The sequence below is a fragment of the Prevotella sp. oral taxon 317 str. F0108 genome, from assembly GCF_000162415.1.
In the GTDB taxonomy this organism is placed as follows: Bacteria; Bacteroidota; Bacteroidia; order Bacteroidales; family Bacteroidaceae; genus Prevotella; species Prevotella conceptionensis.
In genome coordinates this window covers 437,438-455,017 of sequence record NZ_GG740073.1, presented here as the reverse complement: position 1 = coordinate 455,017, position 17,580 = coordinate 437,438, and the positions used below count along the sequence as shown (strand labels likewise).

Genomic DNA, 17,580 nt, shown 5'->3' with positions numbered 1-17,580 from the left:
ATATCCAGAACATCGTATCTTTGTAATTAAATAATTGCACGCATTTTGCAAGCCAACGCTATCCTGGCATTGATTTACTGCGTACAAAAAAATAAGTAATCACATGCGTTTAGAAGAGATTTTGAACCACCGACGCTCCGTGCGCCACTTCGATTCAGCCAAGCCTATCGACCCAGAACAAGTGAAAGCATGCCTACAACTGGCCACACTTGCCCCAACAAGTTCTAACATGCAGCTGTGGGAATGCTACCACATCACCGATAGAGCCATGTTGGAGAAGATGGTACCTGCATGTCTCGACCAACTTGCCGCTAGTTCCGCGCAACAGCTAGTGGTGTTCGTCACGCGCCCCGACTTAACTAAACACCATGCCCAAGCTGTGCTTGCGTTCGAGCAAGACAATGTTCGCCGAAACAGTCCTGCCGAGAAACAAGAGAAACGCATACGCAGATGGCAGCTTTATTATGGCAAGTTCATTCCCCTTTGGTATGGGCGTTGTTTCGGCTTAGCCGGACTTCTACGCAAGGCATTGGTACAAGCGATAGGCCTTTTCCGCCCTATTGTTCGCCAAGCAAGCGAGGCCGACATGCGCGTTGTTATGCACAAGAGTTGCGGTTTGGTGGCACAAACGTTCATGTTGGCCATGAGCGAAGTGGGATACGACACCTGTCCGCTCGAAGGATTCGACAGTTGGCGCGTTAAACGCCTGCTCCACCTACCCTATTCGGCCGACATCAATATGGTGATAGCATGCGGCATACGCCTTCCCGACGGCGTTTGGGGCGACCGTTTCCGCCTACCTTTAAGCGAAATGTACCATCGGGTGTAGCAAAAGGGCTAAGCCTTTTAAAGGTGAAAGGGTGAAAAGGTGAAAGGGTGAAAAAATGGCTGCGCACCTTTTAAAGGTGAAAGGGTGAAAAGGTGAAAGGGTGAAAAGATGGCTGCGCACCACCGATGAACGAGCAGGCCTAATGTTGTTAAATTGCTAGGATGCCTAGAATAACTAGAAACACTAGAATAGCTAGAAAACCTAGAATAACTAGAAAACCTAGGATAACTAGAAAACCTAGGATAACTAGAAAACCTAGGATTACTAGAAAACCTAGAAAGCCTAGGATTACTAGAAACACTAGAACAACTAAAAACACTAGAACAACTAAAAACACTAGAACAACTAAAAATAATTGCCTTTTATTTACAAATTACACCTTCCCCACCACCCCATTCTAGCGAAAAACAAGCCCAAAAAGCAGGCAAATAGTGGTATTTTTCGGCCTTGCACGTTTCGTTTTTAGTCCATTTTTGAGAACGCCGCCTGCATTTAGCACCATTTTGCCTTCCTATTTGGCCGATGGGTTGTGTTTTTAGCAAGCCCAATTATCTGCATTTTGCCACTAAATTGCACGCAAAAAGCACCTCTTTACCATAGCCTGCACGCTCTTCCATGTAGAAAAGAAAGCGATAAATATACAATTCGCAATGCGTATATATGCAAAATGCCTTGCAATTAGCAGCATTTTGCCGCGCATTTAGCAGCAAAATGCACTGCGTTTAGCACCAAATTGCACTGCATTTAGCGGCAAAACGCAACGCATTTAGCGGCATATTGCAAGATGTTTTGCAGCAAATAGCCGTGTTTTTGCTGCAAATAGCATATTTCTTTGTATTAGGTTTGCATTAACATGCACAAAATGAGCCTGCCAATGGTGAAGGCTTACACCTCGATTTACAACAAAGAAACTCGCGCGAGAATTGAAAATTTGCAACCGAGTGAGTTGTTGGTGGGCAAAAATGACACTCATAATGTTAAAATTTACACTGATTACTTTACAAAACACAGACAGAACGGAGGGCATCAGCGTAAAACAAGGAACGTTGGAACAGCTTTAAGCAAGGCATCTGTATTGTAATGCAGAGGGCATCAGCGTAAAAACACGGAACGTAGGTGCAACTATATGCAAGGCGCCTGTGTTGTAGTGAAGAGGGTATCAGCGTAAAACAAGGAACGTAGGAGCAAATTTAAGCAAGGTGCCTGTGTTGTAGTGCAGAGGGCATCTGCATAAAACACGGAACGTAGGAACACCTTTAAGCAAGGCAGCAGTATTGTAGTGCAGAGGGCATGGGCATAAAACATGGAGCTTAGATGCGCTTAAACACAATGAAAAGAGCCACATCAACGCCCTCGTACAGGGTTTGATATGGCTCTTTTCCATTTAATTGCTAGGCTAGGCAACTTGGGCGTAGTACACTTTTTAGGGGCAAACACACCTGTCAGACTAGTCAGACTAGTCAGACTTGTGTTGGGCGTAGTACTCTTTTTAGGGGCAAGCACACCCTACGCATAGGTATTACAAATATCGAGTTTCTTGGGCGTAATACGCATTTTGGGGGCAAGCACACCACTTATTATTACCCAACAATGCCAAGATATGTTGTGGGCAGCACGCTTTCGGGGCTGTTCACACCCGCCCGATGTCGCTACCTCCGCTCAATCCACTGCAAGATAGTGGGGTCTTTCAGCTTATTGTCTTCGGCCAACAGCACCACCTTCGACACGATTTCAACCGTCTTCGGGTCTTCGTCAACGAAAGGCAGGTAAAGTTTACCGCGTTGCGAGCTATGCACGGGAACGATGGGAATTTCTTTTCCGCCCTGCTGGCGCACGTTGGCAGAACCCAAATGCACAGTGTAGTCGGCCAAAGTGCCCTCGATAAAGGCAAAATTGCCATCCACACGCACGTTGTTAAGTTTGAGCATCTCGGCCGTACAGCGAACAATTGCCGCCCTAAGCTCACGCGTAGACTGACCCGTTTCGGGGTCAACACCACCAACGAAGGCGATGCTTACAGCCAAATCAACATCGCGCATCACCTCGCTGTACAGCACAGGGTCGACATCGGCAATGTGCAAAGGCTCTATACCGCGCGTTCTGTCAAAGCGAACATACTCAATGGCAGGCGCCTCGATGTCTGACGGACTGAACCAATCGGCCCGCGCATAAAGCGAAACCACCACCCCTTGCTTATGGAACACCTTGCGAAGGCCCTCCTCGTAGTCGGCCACCCATCCACGCGAGCGCAACGTTGCCAACGTTTGGCGCACTTGTATCTGATAACCGCTGTAACGGCGGCTTTCGTTTTTGTCGGCCTCTTCTTCGATGGGCACATACAATTCGCGGAACACCTGCTTAAAGGGTTGTACCAATCGCATCTCGAACAGTCGGCTCTGCCATGCCGCCCACTTGCCCGATGCGTGCAAATGATAGGGGTGCACGATGGTTAGCGGCGTGTCGGGGTCGATGGTTTGTTCGCCATCCAGCGTGTGCAGCTTACCCTCGGCATACAGTCCCATGTGGTCGTGTTGCTGCACAAGCAGCTTGGCAAAGAGCGGAGCCACGATGGGATTGGCCTCGATAACGGCGGCATCGGCAGGCATGATGGTTGTTTGCTGGCGCATCATGTCTTCAAAAATCTCGCGTGCCCTACGATATTGCAGTGTCCACTCCTTGTGCGTTTGGTTCACTTCCAGGTAAGTGGCGTTCTTCTTCAACTTCGTTGGCACCGATTTCAGCGGCTTGTCGTCTTTCTCTATCACCACTTTGTTAGTGCCATCGGGCGCAATTTCAACGCGGATAAGGTAGCCTTCGGCCACCATGCCGTCGAGCAGTGCCTTCTTGTCGGCCACCAAATGGCCTTCCATGCGCCACACGAGCTGTATCACATCGTCGTATCCAGCCGAACGAGCAAGGTTTATCAAGGCAATTTCAACCGTTCGTTTCTCGGATGCCTGACGTTGTGCGCCAAACTGTTTACTTTCTTTCAAGAACGCCTGAATGCGCTTGTAGCGTTTCAGCAAGGCCGTGTCTATATTCTTCTTTGGCAGCGGCACAAGACCCAAGGCGCACAATGCGTCTTTGTTGCGTGTCTTGTCTATCTGCTCCATCAGTTGCTTTTCTTTTATCAAGCCTTGCGTAACATCGGCAAAACGACGTGCACGACCATGATAATTGCTGCTGCCCATATACTTAGCCGCATCGTAGAAAAGGGCGAAGTTTTTCTTTCCAACCTTCTTAAAAGCCTCGTTAAACAGGCGCGCATCAAAAGCACCATCGGCCAGGTCTTCGGGTGCGAGGTCGGTGTAAAGGGCTATTGTTGCCCGCTTTTCTTCGCTGTCGCTCTCTTTGGTGTGCGCCACGAAGTAGTAATACGCCTCGTCGAAGCCCTTCCAATTGAGGTGTTGGCGCACCAGTTCCATCCACTGTGGGGCGAAGAAGGCCAATTCCACCAGTCGGGCAGCATCAATGCCTTTAAGCATGTCGGGCGTATCGGTGTCTAATGGATAGCAATGCACGATACACGAAGTAAGCACGGCACGCTTTTCTTTGCCGCTATAATCGCGCACCAGATGCTCTTTGCCCAGTGCGGCCATGGCCTTTTGCAAGTTGGCCGTGCCCCATAGCACCACCTTGCTGCGATAGCTGCCAGTCAAGAGGTTGGTTGCGGGCGTGGGTGCATTGCGCCTTGTGAGCTCGATGTCGAACAAATGGTTGGCAATGCGGTTAACCACGTTGCGCAAATGCTCGTACACGGCCTTGTCGTAACGTGATTTTTGGGGTGTCAGTTCCCATTGGGGCTTGCGACGATAGTCGCTGTCGTAGTACACGGCAAAGGTTGCACTCTCCAACATACCGCCCTTTTCGGCCATCAACATCTGCATGAGCTGGTCGTCGGTGAGCCTACCTTCGAGGTTCATTCGCGCAGCCATGAGCGGCGGGAGCCGATAGTTGCTCCTGTCCTTCTCGTCGTCTTCAAGATAAAACTTGCGACTAATGGCCAACAAGAGGTTTGAACAACGGGCAAACTCTTCGTCTGTGCGCCAGGTTTGCGTCATTGTGTGCATTGCTCCGTTTAGCGGCGTGCAAGACGGTATGGGGTAAATATAGGTGCTATACTTTGTTTTCCGCACAATCTTTTTCTCGTTGCAGAAGAAGTAGAAAAGCGACGACATGAGGTAAGAAGGCTCGAAGAACAATTCGGGGCGTTGCTCGCGCACCTTATAAAAGCGGCCTTCTATCACCTCTCTAAAATGCGAGCGGTACTTCATTTCCCCACCTCTTTGCTTTGAAGTAAGGGGATAGTTGGGCAAGTCGAGTTTCAAGAAGTTGTCATCCCTACCAATCCATTCGACCATTAGGTATAAGCCATACAGTTCTTCGTCTTTTATGCCGCTTTCTTCAAAGAATTGTTCCCACAATTCGGGGAAAGGCAGACTATCATAACCGTACTCTTTACTTGTGTACGCTAGGTATCTGTCGCCCAACACACGGTCGTCGTTCCACCTGTCCTTATATTGCCTGTCGGCATTGGCATCTATAATGGCCTCCATTTTTAGGTAAAGGTCGTGCATTTGCTCGTAGGTATAGGCAAAAATGCCGCTTACGTCGGGCGCATTATCCTTTCCCGTAATCTTCGAGAGCATGCCTTTCAGCCCGCCTTGGGGTGCACTGTTAAAGGGGTTAGCCACTTCGGGTTCGGCAATTTCTACGGGGGTGTACAGTCCGTAGCCGCCTTCTTCACCAGGATAAGCCTTCATGGCCTGGCCAGTGGTTTGCGTTGTGGGCGGTCCGAAGGCCTTAGCCAAGGCAGGCGACCCCTCGCGCAACTCGCTCAACGAGCCTTCAATGTCGGGTGCTTTCAGCTTTTGTATGCGCGTATAGCTCTCAATGAGCTGTTCGTCGGGCAGCCACAAGAGCATGGCTATAACGCGTTGGCGCGTGGTAGACACCTTCGACTTCAACTTATTCTCCAGTGTTTTTATCTGCGCCTCGTTGTAAGTTTGCTTAGGTCCAATCTCTGCAAAGCGTTTAAACTTGTCGCTTTCCATCGCCACAAGGTTGTTAACCACAAACTGCGCACGGCATTCGGCGCTGCCTTTGGGGAAGAAATCTTCGATGAAAGCCGTTAACGGCACACGTTTGTTGTTGCTGCCCCAGCTGTAATCGTTCATGCAGTGCACATAATACGCGGGTTGTTTCATCGTAAGGAAACGGTCGATGCAGCTTTGTTCGCCCAGTCGGGCGGCCAGATACCACAGCACGTCGGTAGTGGTAGATGTCCCTGTGTTCAAGGCAAACCATTCAAAACCGCCATAACGCAAGGTTTCGTTAGCCTTTAAGCCCTTATGCCACTCGTAAACGGTGTCGAAAAGTCGTAGGTACAGCGCATGTTCGCTGTCTGATAGGCGGGCAAAGTCGCCACGATCTACCTTTGCAAATCGTTCGGAACTATTTAGCATGTTCACCGTAAAGGCAAGCACATACTTGTCGTCGAGGTGTCTGCACAACAGTTCGAGATGCTTTTCGCCCTCGAAGTTGTCGCTGCGATACAGGTAATATATGGCGGCCACGCGCACTTGCTGCGGGTATTGGCCGTCGATGAGGTTCAGTGCGGCCCGCTCGCTCTGTTCGTAATCGTCAAGACCAGCCGTATAAAGTGCCACGTACACCAGCAAGGGGTTGTCGCCGCGATAGGCCTCTTCGCGCATTTCGGGGTTGCGGAAGAATGTGCGTATGGCGTTAAATATGGTCTTGATGTCCTTATCTTCTATTTCTTCGTAGCCTAAGCCGGCCCACACTTGTACCGAACGCCTTACCGATGCGAAGCGCAACATGTTTTCTTGGTCGATGATTTGCAGCAGTCGTTCGAAGAAAGCGAGGTTGCATTCGTCGCCTGTTTCAACGATGCTTTGCCTTAATCCCTCTTGCAGTTGTGCCGCTTTCAGGGTTTGCAACAGCAGTGTGTGCAGTTCTTCTATGTTTGTTCGCTCAATACTTCGTATCAGGGCGTGCGTAAGTATGCCCACGTTGTTTTCGCTGGTAAGCACTTCGCGCGCGGCTTGTATGGCGGTTTGGTGGTTTGCCAACAAGTAAGCGGTTATCACATGTTCGAAAGATGGGTTGCCGTAGTCCCAGTCTTTCACTTGGTATTGTCCGCGCACAAGCTGCGAGATGTCGCCTCCCAGCAGTGCGAAAACATAGAAAGCGAAGTAGGCTTCCTTTATGTCCTCTTGCCTATTTCTCAGGTTAAAGTCGCGCCGGCGCAGGCTTATGCGGTATATGCCGCGTGTGGGCGAGTATTCTCCCAGTTCGTGCAGATAGCTAGCCAGCAACTGCGACAGGTCTGTTGGCAGCAAATTGGGCAGTGCTCCGCCGCCATTTATCAGTGCGGTGGCGTTTAGCAGGGGCATTTGGGCAATGACTTCGCGATCGAAAGAATACTCGCGAAGGCGGTCTTTGTTGCTAAGCAGTTCTTTAACAAACTTCTTTTCGTACTGGTTGAGCTTGTCTTGGTCGAGGGATTTCAGATAGTCGTGGCTCTTTGCCACTAGTTCTTTGTAAGTTTGCATATTATATATAAGGTATGGTTTAGGCATTTATTAAAGCCGATGTTTAAGCATGTTTACAGGCGGTTTACACAAAAGGCGTTTAGAAAATCATTCGCCAACAAAGGCCTGTAAGCATGGTAAACCGGATGAACACCAGTTCGCTGTCTTCGTGCAAAGCCAGGGGGCCGTCCCATTGGGTAAGCTCTTCGCCGTCGGCAAACACGCGAAACAAGCCGTCGACGAAGGCTTGGCGCATGCGTTCGAGCGATTTTTCGGGCGTGTCGTTGTTGGTGGCGTAGCCCTCGGCAAAGCGTACGCGCCCCTCTTCGGCCTGCGCATCGATGTCGCTTTGCGACAAAGGCTGGTTAGTACGTTCGGCTTGGGCATCGGCCAAGCCTATCAGTGTTAGTTCTTCTAGCAGTTGTTGCAGCGTTTGGGGGTGTTTGGCCAGTTCTATTTGGCGTTTTCCCAGTTCTTTTCTTCTGCCTGCATTTTTGGCTATTACAGTTATTCGCATGGTTGTGGTGTTTGTTGTCGCTGAAAGAATGCCCGTATCTAGGGCTTGTTCATTGCACAAAGATAGCCATTTATTTTACAAATTCGCGTACGTTAGCAATATTTAACCACAATCGGCCATTAGACCATTTATCAGATATTGCAGGTTGTTTCCATCGCTCACTGTAAATCTTTCGTTGGCATGTGGAGCAATGAAGTGCGCGAACACCATCAAAAAAGGGGGGAACGTACGGCATGTACGCTCCCCCCCTTGCGGTATAGGTTGTTGCTTTTTATTGTTGCAGAGCCTTCGCCCTGCTAGCTGATGTGTGCGCCAATGGCGGCCTATTGGGGCTGCAACTATTCGGGACAGCGCACGCCATCAACGAAACTGGGCTCTTGACCAGAGGGCCAGGAGAAGTAATAGGCGTTGAAACCATTGCCCGTAAGGTCGGTAACAATCCATTTGTCATCCTTCTTTTGTGCCTCGTTAAAGCGCCAGTAGGCCACGAGATCTTTTGAAGTGGGGTCTACCCAGCACACGTTGTTCTTCAATTCGGCAGCCGTTCTGGCCGTTGCCCATACGCGCGCCTCGCTTACCCAGCCTTCCATACACCTGTCGTCGGAGGCCGACTGACCGATATAAAAGAGGTCGTTCTGCCCATAAGCATTGGCCAGACTGATGGTTTTGCGGCTATCCGTGGTTTCGGCTTGCAGTTCGCCGTTGATGTAGATGTACTTTTTGCCCGTTTCGCCGTTGTAAACACAGGCCAAATGCACCCACTTGTCGTTGGGCAACACGTCGCGCGAGTCGATATGGTTGGGGTCGCCAAGCTGCAATTTCCATCCATCTGCCGGTCCTCCTGCCGTTCGCAGGCAGAGATTTTCTTCCAATCCCATAACCGAATAGCACCACTTTCTGCTGTTGGCGTCCATCTTCTTGAACCTAACACGCGCCTCGAAGGTAACGCTCTTCATGGCATGGGTATCAAATCGGCCCTTATTGTCGCTGAAATCGGCATAGTAGAACCTCCACGACCTGCTCAAATCGGCAGCTTTGGTAACGATAACTTGGTTAACCACCACGTAAATGGTGCGCGAAGCCTCGATAACGGGCATGTCGGAGCCCTGAACGTTGGCAATGCTTAGGGGCAGAAGGTAAGTGGTGCCCGGCCGCATGGCTTCGAGATTAACGATGGTAAGCTGTGTGCCCTTATCCGAAACGTGCTTGCCGCCCATGATGGTCTGCGTGGTGTTTTCTAGCTTATACGCGTCTTTTGGCAGCAACACGTAGTTCTTGTGATGCTCCTTGTTGAAGCTTTCCACCAGTTCGGGTGCGGCTTTCAGCTCTACGTTGATGTTCTCCTTAGCCAGTTCGCTGGCCGCCACGTTCACGGCAATGGCCGAAGGAACATCGTCTACGGTGAGTGTAGTTGTTACTTCCTTGCCTTGCGTACCCACGATGTATAGTCCATCGTAGCTTTTAATGCCGTCGTTGCAGGCCGCAACCAAGAGCATGGCCAGTGCGAGGGGCAGTTTTCTTAATATCTTTTTCATTGTTTTTTGAATGCTGTTTGTTAGGGTTTTGTGGTTGCTACGGTGTCGCGATGGGTCTGCATAATCTCTATTGCCCGGCGCGTAAACTTGTAGTTGGGCCAGTTATCGTAGTCGTTCTCCATGTGATAAGTGCCGCATCCGCCCTTGCGCGTAGCCTTCTTGCCTTGATATTCGGGCAAGAAAAGGGCCATACCCAGGAGCGAAGGCACTTGCTTACCATCTTGCAACATATGCGTAACGCCTCCTGTGGCGGCCCTACCGCCCTCGAAAGTTTCGGCAAAGATATACTGTTCGGGTTTCCATCCGCGCGCGGCAGCATCGTTGAAGCGGCGTTGCAGGTCGGCATAGCTGGGGCTGTTATAGGCTTGCACCACGCCATAGTTAAAGTATTCGGCCAATTCGGGTTTCACATCGAAGGGCACGCCGTCGATAATGAGCAGGTTAGACGTGCCGCTCTTAGGCCCGATGAACTCGCCTAACTTCTTTACGAATATCTCCATATTGTCGCGATAGTTGGGATACACGTTCAACGGACCTACAAGTGGCCCAGTGAAAGGCCCTCCGGCGGGGTCTTGATAGCCGGGTTCGTAGTCTAGGTCGATGCCTTGGTAGCCGTAAGCCTTCATGGTATCTACCAACGACACGGCATAACGCTCGATAGCTTCGCGCGTAACTTGGTCGTGGTTTTCGCCTTCCAAGAACTGTGCGGGTATTTTGTGGGCGAAGATGGTGAAGGTAACGCGTGTTCCCTTCACTCGTTGCACGTATTCAATGTCTTCGCGGTCGTATGTTCCACTCCAAATGGAGATGATGTCTACGCTGTCGGGTACGCTTTTAAGCGAACCAATCATGTTGGGCGACTTGGTGTTCCAACCGCCGAACCAACCGAAGAACACTTCGTGGTCTGTTCGTTGCTTGTAAGCGCGCAAGTCGGCGTAATACTGTTCGCTCTTCTCTTCGGGCTTGATGATTTCAAGCGCCTCGATGCTGGTGTTGCACGAGGTGAGTGCCGCAGCAGCCAGAGCAAGGGATGCAATCCCGTGGAATATGTTTGTTACGTTCATTATTATATTCTGTTTATCGGTTGACAAGTTAAAGAGCTGCAAGGCTCTCGGTACTTGTCGTTATATTAACGTTGGCTTAACACAAACGCTTGTTGATGCGTAAATGATAGTAGCTAATGTGGCGTTCGAGGTTATTGTTTGTCCCACCATAGGCGTGTTCCGCCCGTGTCTTCGCCGCCAAGCAGCTGCACAGCCTTTTCCACTTCCTGTTTATTTCCGCTGTATTCGCTGGCGGGGAAGGGCACACGGCGCACTTGCACGTTGGTGTTTACCTTGCCATTGCTCAGGTTGTCTACTACGGGGAAGAGCTTAGGATAGCCCGTTCTGCGGTATTCGCTCCATGCCTCTTGGCCCAAGGGATAGATGGCAATCCACTTTTGGGTGATGATGCGTTCGAGTTTCTTTTCTTTCGTTGCGCTTTCGTCCCATGCCGGCGTGATGTCTGATGGTGCTTCTGCCGCAGTACTGGTTCCCAAACCAGGGTAAGCACTGGGCTTGGCGGTGCTGGCGAGATAAGCTTCGGCTGCATCGGCCAGCCCATGTTGCTCAAACGATGTGGTTACACCTTGCGCGTAAAGCTCTTCTGGCGTGCCACCCATGTTCCAACCAAACAATGCACCTTCGGCCCTAAGCAGCCAAACCTCGGCCGCAGTCATCCACACGTAGGGGGTAGAGCGGGTTATTGTGGGCATCGACAGCCTTTCATCGCCCTGAAAATCCTTACCATTACGCAGTCCGTTGCGCAGTCCGCGATACACATCTCCTTTGGCTTTGGCAAAGAACTTGGGCAAACGCGGGTCGGCAAAGCCGTTCAGGTAAGCGTCCATCGTGGCACCCATGCGGTCTTCGTTATAGCCTTCGGGACTATATATGTTGTAGAAAGGATTGTTATAGGTGAACGAAAGCGCGCCAACCGTCTGCATCACCGCGTTGTCGGCATTGTCTTCCAATACGCCATAGGGGTTGTTCACGGCCTCTTCTGCCAGTTTCTGCGCTCCATCATACACGGCGCGGCATCGCATAGCCAAGCGTAGTTTAAGCGAATTGGCAAACCTAATCCACTTTTTCAAGTCGCTTCCGTAGATAAGGTCGAACTTATCCAAGGGCTTTGCGGCCGGGTTGAGCCTGTCGAAGTTCGTCAAAACGCCGATGGCATGGTTCAGTTCGGCGAAGAAACGCATGTAAACGGCCTCTTGCGAGTCGTAAGATACGGGCGTTTCCAAGCCGAAGCGGGTGTAAGGTATGGGGCCATATATGTCGGTTGTTTTGTGCATCGCCTCAACTTTCACTATTTCGCCCACAGCGAAAAGCACGCTGGCCGAGTCGGCTTTAAGTCGCAATTGTTGCCAATTGCTCATCAGTTTGGTGAAAGCCACCGAGAAGGGGCGGTCTTTCCAGCCGTCGGGAAAGGCGTAGGTAGTACCGTTGAAACCGCCTTCCCAGCTTTGCGTTCCTGCATAATAGCCGGCGAACATGTTGCCCACGAGGTCTTCGGCCAGCTGAAAGTCGTTCTGGTCTTCAGGCACTACGTTGCGTTGCAAGGATGTAAGGTAGGTTCCGTGCAGGTTATCATATCCCAACCATGCGGGATTAGCCCTGTCGGGGTCGTCGTTAAGGCTCGAATCTAGGCAGCCAACCAAGGGCAGACATAGTGCAGGGAGCACAAAAAGAGTTTTTATTTTATTTTTCATTGTTGCTTGTTTTAGGTTGTGAAGTTTAGAAGTTCACCTTTACTCCAAAGCCCATGCTGCGTTGGCTGGGGGGCATAAAGTAGTCGAACCCTTGATAATAGGTTCCCGTGTTGGCAGTCAGTTCGGGGTCGAAAGGTGCGCGGTTGTAAATCATCAGCAGGTTGTGACCCGTTAGCGACAGATTTACTTTAAGCTTATTGGCAAACCAAGCCGTGGGCAGGTCGTACGAAATAGACATTTCGCGAAGCCTAACGTTGGTTGCGCTGTAAGTGTAATGCGCCAAAAGTCCCGTTCGTCCGCCGGCAGCCACGCCATAATATTGTTCTGCATTCAGCAGTCCGTTATTCACGCGCACTCCACCAGCGTCGCGAGCGTCGGCCGTTTGCTTAGAAACGCCGAACTGATCCATCAGTGCTTGCGTTGCCGAAACAACCACTCCACCTACGCGTGCATCGAACATAAAGCCCAGTTCGATGCCCTTCCAAGCAAAGCTGTTGCGTAGCGAGATGTTGTATCGGGGTGCGGCAGAGCCCACTTTCACAAAGTCGTTCTCGTCTTTCTGCACGCCTCCGCTAGCCAAGATGTTGCCTTGGTAGTCTTGTTTGAGGTGCGATGCGTAGATGTCCGACATCGTTCCGCCCTTGCGCAGTATCATTTTGTACGACTCGGCCGACGAAACTTCAAACTCCGTTGGTGCTTTCACCGTGGTGTTGGTGGTGCGGTCGGTTACGTATTCGGGCAACAGCTCCTTTATTTCGTTGCGGTTGAGCGAATAAACGAGGTTAGCCGACCAATCAACAGGGCCCAGCTTTTGGTTGTAGGTGGCACTAAGTTCCACACCCCAGTTGTTTACCTTACCTGCGTTTTCGAAAGCATACTCGTAGCCAGAGCTAGGCGGCAGCTTGTAACGGAACAGTTGGTTGTAGGTGTTGCTGTTGTAATAGGTGGCGGCGATGTTCAGTTTGTTGTCGAACAGGCGCAAGTCCATACCCAACTCGAAGGCCTTTGTCATCTCAGGTTTCAGGTGACTGGCCGGCGTAAAGGCCCCACTCTTGGGCGTTCCGTTAGACAAGGCCACGGCTTCGCGCGTAAGATAGGGCGACGGCGGGTTACCCACCTGCGCATAACTACCGCGTATCTTCCACAACGAGAAGATGTTTTTGGGCAAAGGCAACACTTCTGTGAGCAACACCGAGGCACCTACCGAGGGGTAGAACACGTTGTTGCTGCTGGTTCCGAGCAAAGTAGAGAAGAAGTCGATGCGGCCCGTTGCATCGGCAAAGAGGAAGTTGCGGTAGCCCACTTCAACCTTGGCGTAGAACGATTGCGTTTGCGTGTGCAAGTTGGCATGTGCCGTGTTGCTCTCGGTGGGCGACATGTTGGAGGGATGGAAGAAGTTGGGCACGCGTGCCAAGTTACCTTCAAAGGTTTTGCTTGTATAGCGTTCGTCAAAGTAACTCCCACCGATGTTGGCCAAAAGGCGTATCTCGTCGTTGGCAAATTGCTTGTCGATGTTAATCAGGAAGTCGAGATAGGTAGACGTGTTCTTGTCGTCTTGTGTCATCCAGTTACCTGCGGGCTTAGAGAAAAGTCCGTCGGTAGATGCGTAGAGCTTGCGTTCAAAGTCGGTATAAGCGTTATCCATGCGCGCCCTACCCAGTATGTTGAGCCAAGAGGTGATGTTCCAACGCGCCGAGAAGCTGGCGATGAAACGCTCGCGATTGGTTTCAAACTTGTTACGGTTAACAATCCAGAAGGGGTTTTGCATGCCCAAACCCAGGTTTCCATAGGGCCAGTTCTGCGTTTTAAAGTTGCGCACGGGATTGTACATTTCGTATACGGCATAGCGATTGATGTCGTCGCTGGGCGGGAAAAGGTAGGTAGGCACCAAGGGGTTGTAGTACATACCCTGACCAATGCCGTTGCGGGTGTTCTGCTTTACGTAAAGCAAGCTGAAATCCAATTCCAACACATCTTTAATAACGTCCCACGAGTTGCGGAAAGTAAAGTTGTAGCGGTTGTATCGGTTGTTGGGAACGATGCCGCCCGCATTAACTGCACCCACCGAAACATGGGTTTGGCTGGTTTCGCTACCCGTAGACAAGGCCACAGAGTTGGAAACATTGAAACCCGTATTAAAGAAATCGAGCGGATTATAGCTCGACGGGCGTTCCATTTTCTCGCCCCAGCTGGCAAATTCGCCGTCTTTTCGGCCGTAGGTGTTTTGGAACTGCGGCGTAACGAAGGGTCGGGTGAAGGTGGTGCTGTTGGAGAAAGACACCTTGGGACGTCCCACCGCGCCCTTCTTCGTGGTGATAAGGATAACGCCATTGGCGCCGCGATTGCCATAAAGGGCGGCAGCCGACGCACCCGTCAGCACCGACATGCTTTCGATGTCGTCGGGGTTGATGTTCGAAATGCCGTCACCGTCGGCCACTTCCACCGACTCGTAGAAGTTGTCGCTTTGCTTGGTGCGAAGTCCTTGCATGGGGATGCCGTCGAGAACATAAAGCGCGTTGTTCTCTCCGAACAGCGATTTGGTTCCACGCATCACCACGCGCGACGAGCCTCCCACGCCCGACGAACTCTGATTAATGGTAACGCCGGCTATCTTTCCGGCCAAGGCGTTCACAAAGTTAGCGTCTCTAACGCGCGTAACTTCGCTCCCTTTCAGGTCTTGCACGTTGTAGGTAAGTGCCTTTGCTTCGCGCTTTATGCCCAGTGCAGTCACCACCACTTCGTTCAATAGTTTCTTGTCTTCTTCCAAAACGATGGTCATGGGCATGTTGGTGTTGGCCGTCAACGTTTGTGTGGCGTATCCCACATACGAAATTTCGATGGTTTCTCCATCGCCAACTTGCATCGAGAAGTGTCCGTCGATGTCGGTTATCGTACCTCCCTTGCCGCCTTTGCTGCGTACGCTAACGCCAACAAGCGGTTCGCCGTTGGCGTCGGTAACGGTTCCTGTAACCGTTTTGCGCGTGCTTTGCTGCAAAGATGTTGCGTTAGGCTGCGTGTTGCTTGTGCCGGCCATTGCCCATGCCACAGGCGAAAGGGCCAACCAAGCCACCAATACCGCCCTATTAGCCAAGGGCGGCAATGCGTAATAGTGTTTTAGCATCTTCTTTGGGTTTGTTTATAAATGTTGATTGCTGTATTTTTAGCTTTTAGCAGATTTCGCGTGCAAAGATATAACAATTAAATTGGTTTGACAAACAAACGAGACGAAGGCGAAACCACGCGATGCTTACAAGTTGAAACCACCGCGCAAAGCTTTTCGGGCAAGACGTGCAGCATGCTTACTAAGGCACAAGCAATATGAAACATAAAACGAGGAAGCAATAAGCAAAAAGATTTTTTGCACCTTTTACCCACGCCAATTAGACACAGGTTGCAAGCCATCGCAACCTATGGGCACAAAAAAAGGGATTCCGCTGAATCCCAACCTTTTGTTAACCTTAAATCTAATACCATGAAAAACACATTGCAAAGTTAGGCATTTATTTTATAACTTGCAAGTATTTGGACGATTATTTTTGAAAAACGTGAGCCTTTTGGCCTAAATCAAACAAATTATCTTTCTGAATTTCAGATTGTATGAGCATCGTGTTTGGCCTTGCAAAAGTTTCTATTCGATGTTCCCCGGCTGTAATATCGCGAACGATTTCGCCCGCCCCACCCTAATACTTGCCGCTTTTCTTTGTGGTTTTCGCAACAAGTGGTAATTTTGCAGGCAGCGAAAGGGCGAATGGTTAAGGCCAAGCGCTGGTTTAGCAAGCTAGGAAACTAGGCAGCTAGGAAACTAGGATAACTAGAAACCCTACAACAACTAAAACCCCTAGCACTTCTAGATTAACTAGAACAACTAGAACAACTAGAATCCCTAGCACTTCTAGATTAACTAGAACACCTAGAACAACCAGAACACCTAGCCCATCTAGATATAATTATGGAATCATTAAAAGAGAAAACAGCCAAGGGTCTTTTTTGGGGCGCACTCAACAACGTGATGCTCCAACTAATCGGCGTGACGATGGGTATCGTGATGGGACGATTGCTCAACGCCACCGACTACGGCATGATTGCCATGATAAGCATCTTTGCGTTGGTGGCCAACGACCTGCAAAACAGCGGGTTCAAGGCCGCGCTGAACAACATCAAGCAACCCCAACACCGCGACTACAACTCCGTTTTCTGGTTTAACATCGCCATGGGGAGTGGCCTTTACGTGCTACTTTTCTTCCTGGCGCCACTCATCGCCAGCTACTACCATACCCCCAAACTCATTCCGCTGTGCCGTTATGCCTTCCTATCCCTCATCTTTTCCAGTTTCGGCACAGCCCAATCGGCCTATCTCGCCAAGAACATCATGGCCAAACAAGTGGCCAAAGCCAACCTCACCGGCACCTTCGTGTCTAGCTCTGTGGCCGTATGGATGGCATGGAGCGGTTACGGCTATTGGGCATTCGCCACGCAAACCAACCTTTACGTGCTCATCAACACCCTACTCTATTGGCACTACTCGCATTGGCGACCCACATTCAGCATCGATTGGCAACCCGTTAGGCACATGTTCAAGTTCAGCAGCAAGCTGTTGTTCTCGTCGATACTCACCGACATCAACAACAACATCATGAACCTGCTGCTCGGCCACTATTATTCGGCATCCAGCACAGGTGCCTACAACCAGGCCTACCAATGGCATTCAAAGGCCTTTTTCTTAATACAAGGCATGCTTACACAGGTGGCGCAGCCCGTATTGGTAGACGTTGGCGACGAACGCGAACGGCAATTGCGCATACTTAGAAAGATGATGCGGCTGGCGGCCTTGCTCTCCTTCCCCTTGCTTTTCGGTTTGGGCATGGTAGCGCACGAGTTTATCACCGTGGCCATCACCGAGAAGTGGGCGCGAAGTGCAGAATACATGCAACTGCTTTGCATCGGTGGTGCCTTCGTGCCTTTGTCGTTCTTGCTTTCCAATTTAGTGATAAGCAAGGGCCGCTCGTCTGTTTACCTTTACGTAAACCTGGGCTTAGGCGTTACGCAAGTGGCGGCCATGCTCTCGCTCTATCCCTTCGGCATCAAGTGGATGATATGTGCCTTGGTTACGCTCAACATCATCTGCTTTGGCGTTTGGGGACTGTTCGCCCGCCGATTGGCCGACTACAAACTTCGCTTATTGGCTCTCGACACGATGCCTTTCGCCCTCGCCGCCCTCGGTGTTATGGCCTTAACATGGTTCGCCACGCAAACCATCACCCTCTTGCCCTTGCTGCTTGGCGTGCGCATTGTCGTTGCAGGCCTGCTATATCTCGGCATCATGAAGTTGGCCAACGTGGATGTGTTCAACGAAATGGTGGCCTTTGTTAGGCGAAAAAAGATGTAAGCCC

General features: G+C 50.7%; 8 protein-coding genes. 2 read left to right on the top strand and 6 right to left on the bottom strand.

The window, feature by feature from the left end:
* Positions 1-103 precede the first annotated feature (103 nt).
* On the top strand, positions 104-829 hold the full coding sequence (locus HMPREF0670_RS08420; protein WP_009230739.1) for a nitroreductase family protein: 726 nt from the start codon (positions 104-106) through the stop codon (positions 827-829).
* A 1,649-nt stretch (positions 830-2,478) separates the two neighbouring features.
* On the opposite strand, the gene HMPREF0670_RS08405 is transcribed toward HMPREF0670_RS08420, so the two are convergent.
* The 6 genes from HMPREF0670_RS08405 to HMPREF0670_RS08380 all read right to left on the bottom strand — a co-directional run bounded on the left by HMPREF0670_RS08405 (position 2,479) and on the right by HMPREF0670_RS08380 (position 15,311).
* Positions 2,479-7,404, bottom strand: a complete 4,926-nt coding sequence (locus HMPREF0670_RS08405) for a DUF4132 domain-containing protein (RefSeq protein WP_044078074.1) — start codon at positions 7,402-7,404, stop codon at positions 2,479-2,481.
* A 79-nt stretch (positions 7,405-7,483) separates the two neighbouring features.
* Complete coding sequence (locus HMPREF0670_RS08400) at positions 7,484-7,900, bottom strand: hypothetical protein (protein WP_044077986.1); 417 nt, start codon at positions 7,898-7,900, stop codon at positions 7,484-7,486.
* Positions 7,901-8,238: 338 nt separating this feature from the next.
* Entirely contained in the window at positions 8,239-9,435 is a 1,197-nt protein-coding gene (locus HMPREF0670_RS08395; RefSeq protein WP_044077985.1) for a DUF1735 and LamG domain-containing protein, read from the bottom strand.
* A gap of 20 nt (positions 9,436-9,455) precedes the next feature.
* Positions 9,456-10,499 (bottom strand): glycoside hydrolase family 18, encoded by a 1,044-nt coding sequence (locus tag HMPREF0670_RS08390; protein WP_009230735.1) that lies wholly within the window; start codon positions 10,497-10,499, stop codon positions 9,456-9,458.
* 131 nt (positions 10,500-10,630) lie between these two features.
* Positions 10,631-12,190, bottom strand: a complete 1,560-nt coding sequence (locus HMPREF0670_RS08385; protein ID WP_009230734.1) for a RagB/SusD family nutrient uptake outer membrane protein — start codon at positions 12,188-12,190, stop codon at positions 10,631-10,633.
* A gap of 25 nt (positions 12,191-12,215) precedes the next feature.
* Positions 12,216-15,311 (bottom strand): SusC/RagA family TonB-linked outer membrane protein, encoded by a 3,096-nt coding sequence (locus HMPREF0670_RS08380; RefSeq protein WP_009230733.1) that lies wholly within the window; start codon positions 15,309-15,311, stop codon positions 12,216-12,218.
* 828 nt (positions 15,312-16,139) lie between these two features.
* Here HMPREF0670_RS08380 and HMPREF0670_RS08375 point away from each other — a divergent pair.
* Entirely contained in the window at positions 16,140-17,576 is a 1,437-nt protein-coding gene (locus HMPREF0670_RS08375; protein ID WP_009230732.1) for a lipopolysaccharide biosynthesis protein, read from the top strand.
* Positions 17,577-17,580: the final 4 nt, after the last annotated feature.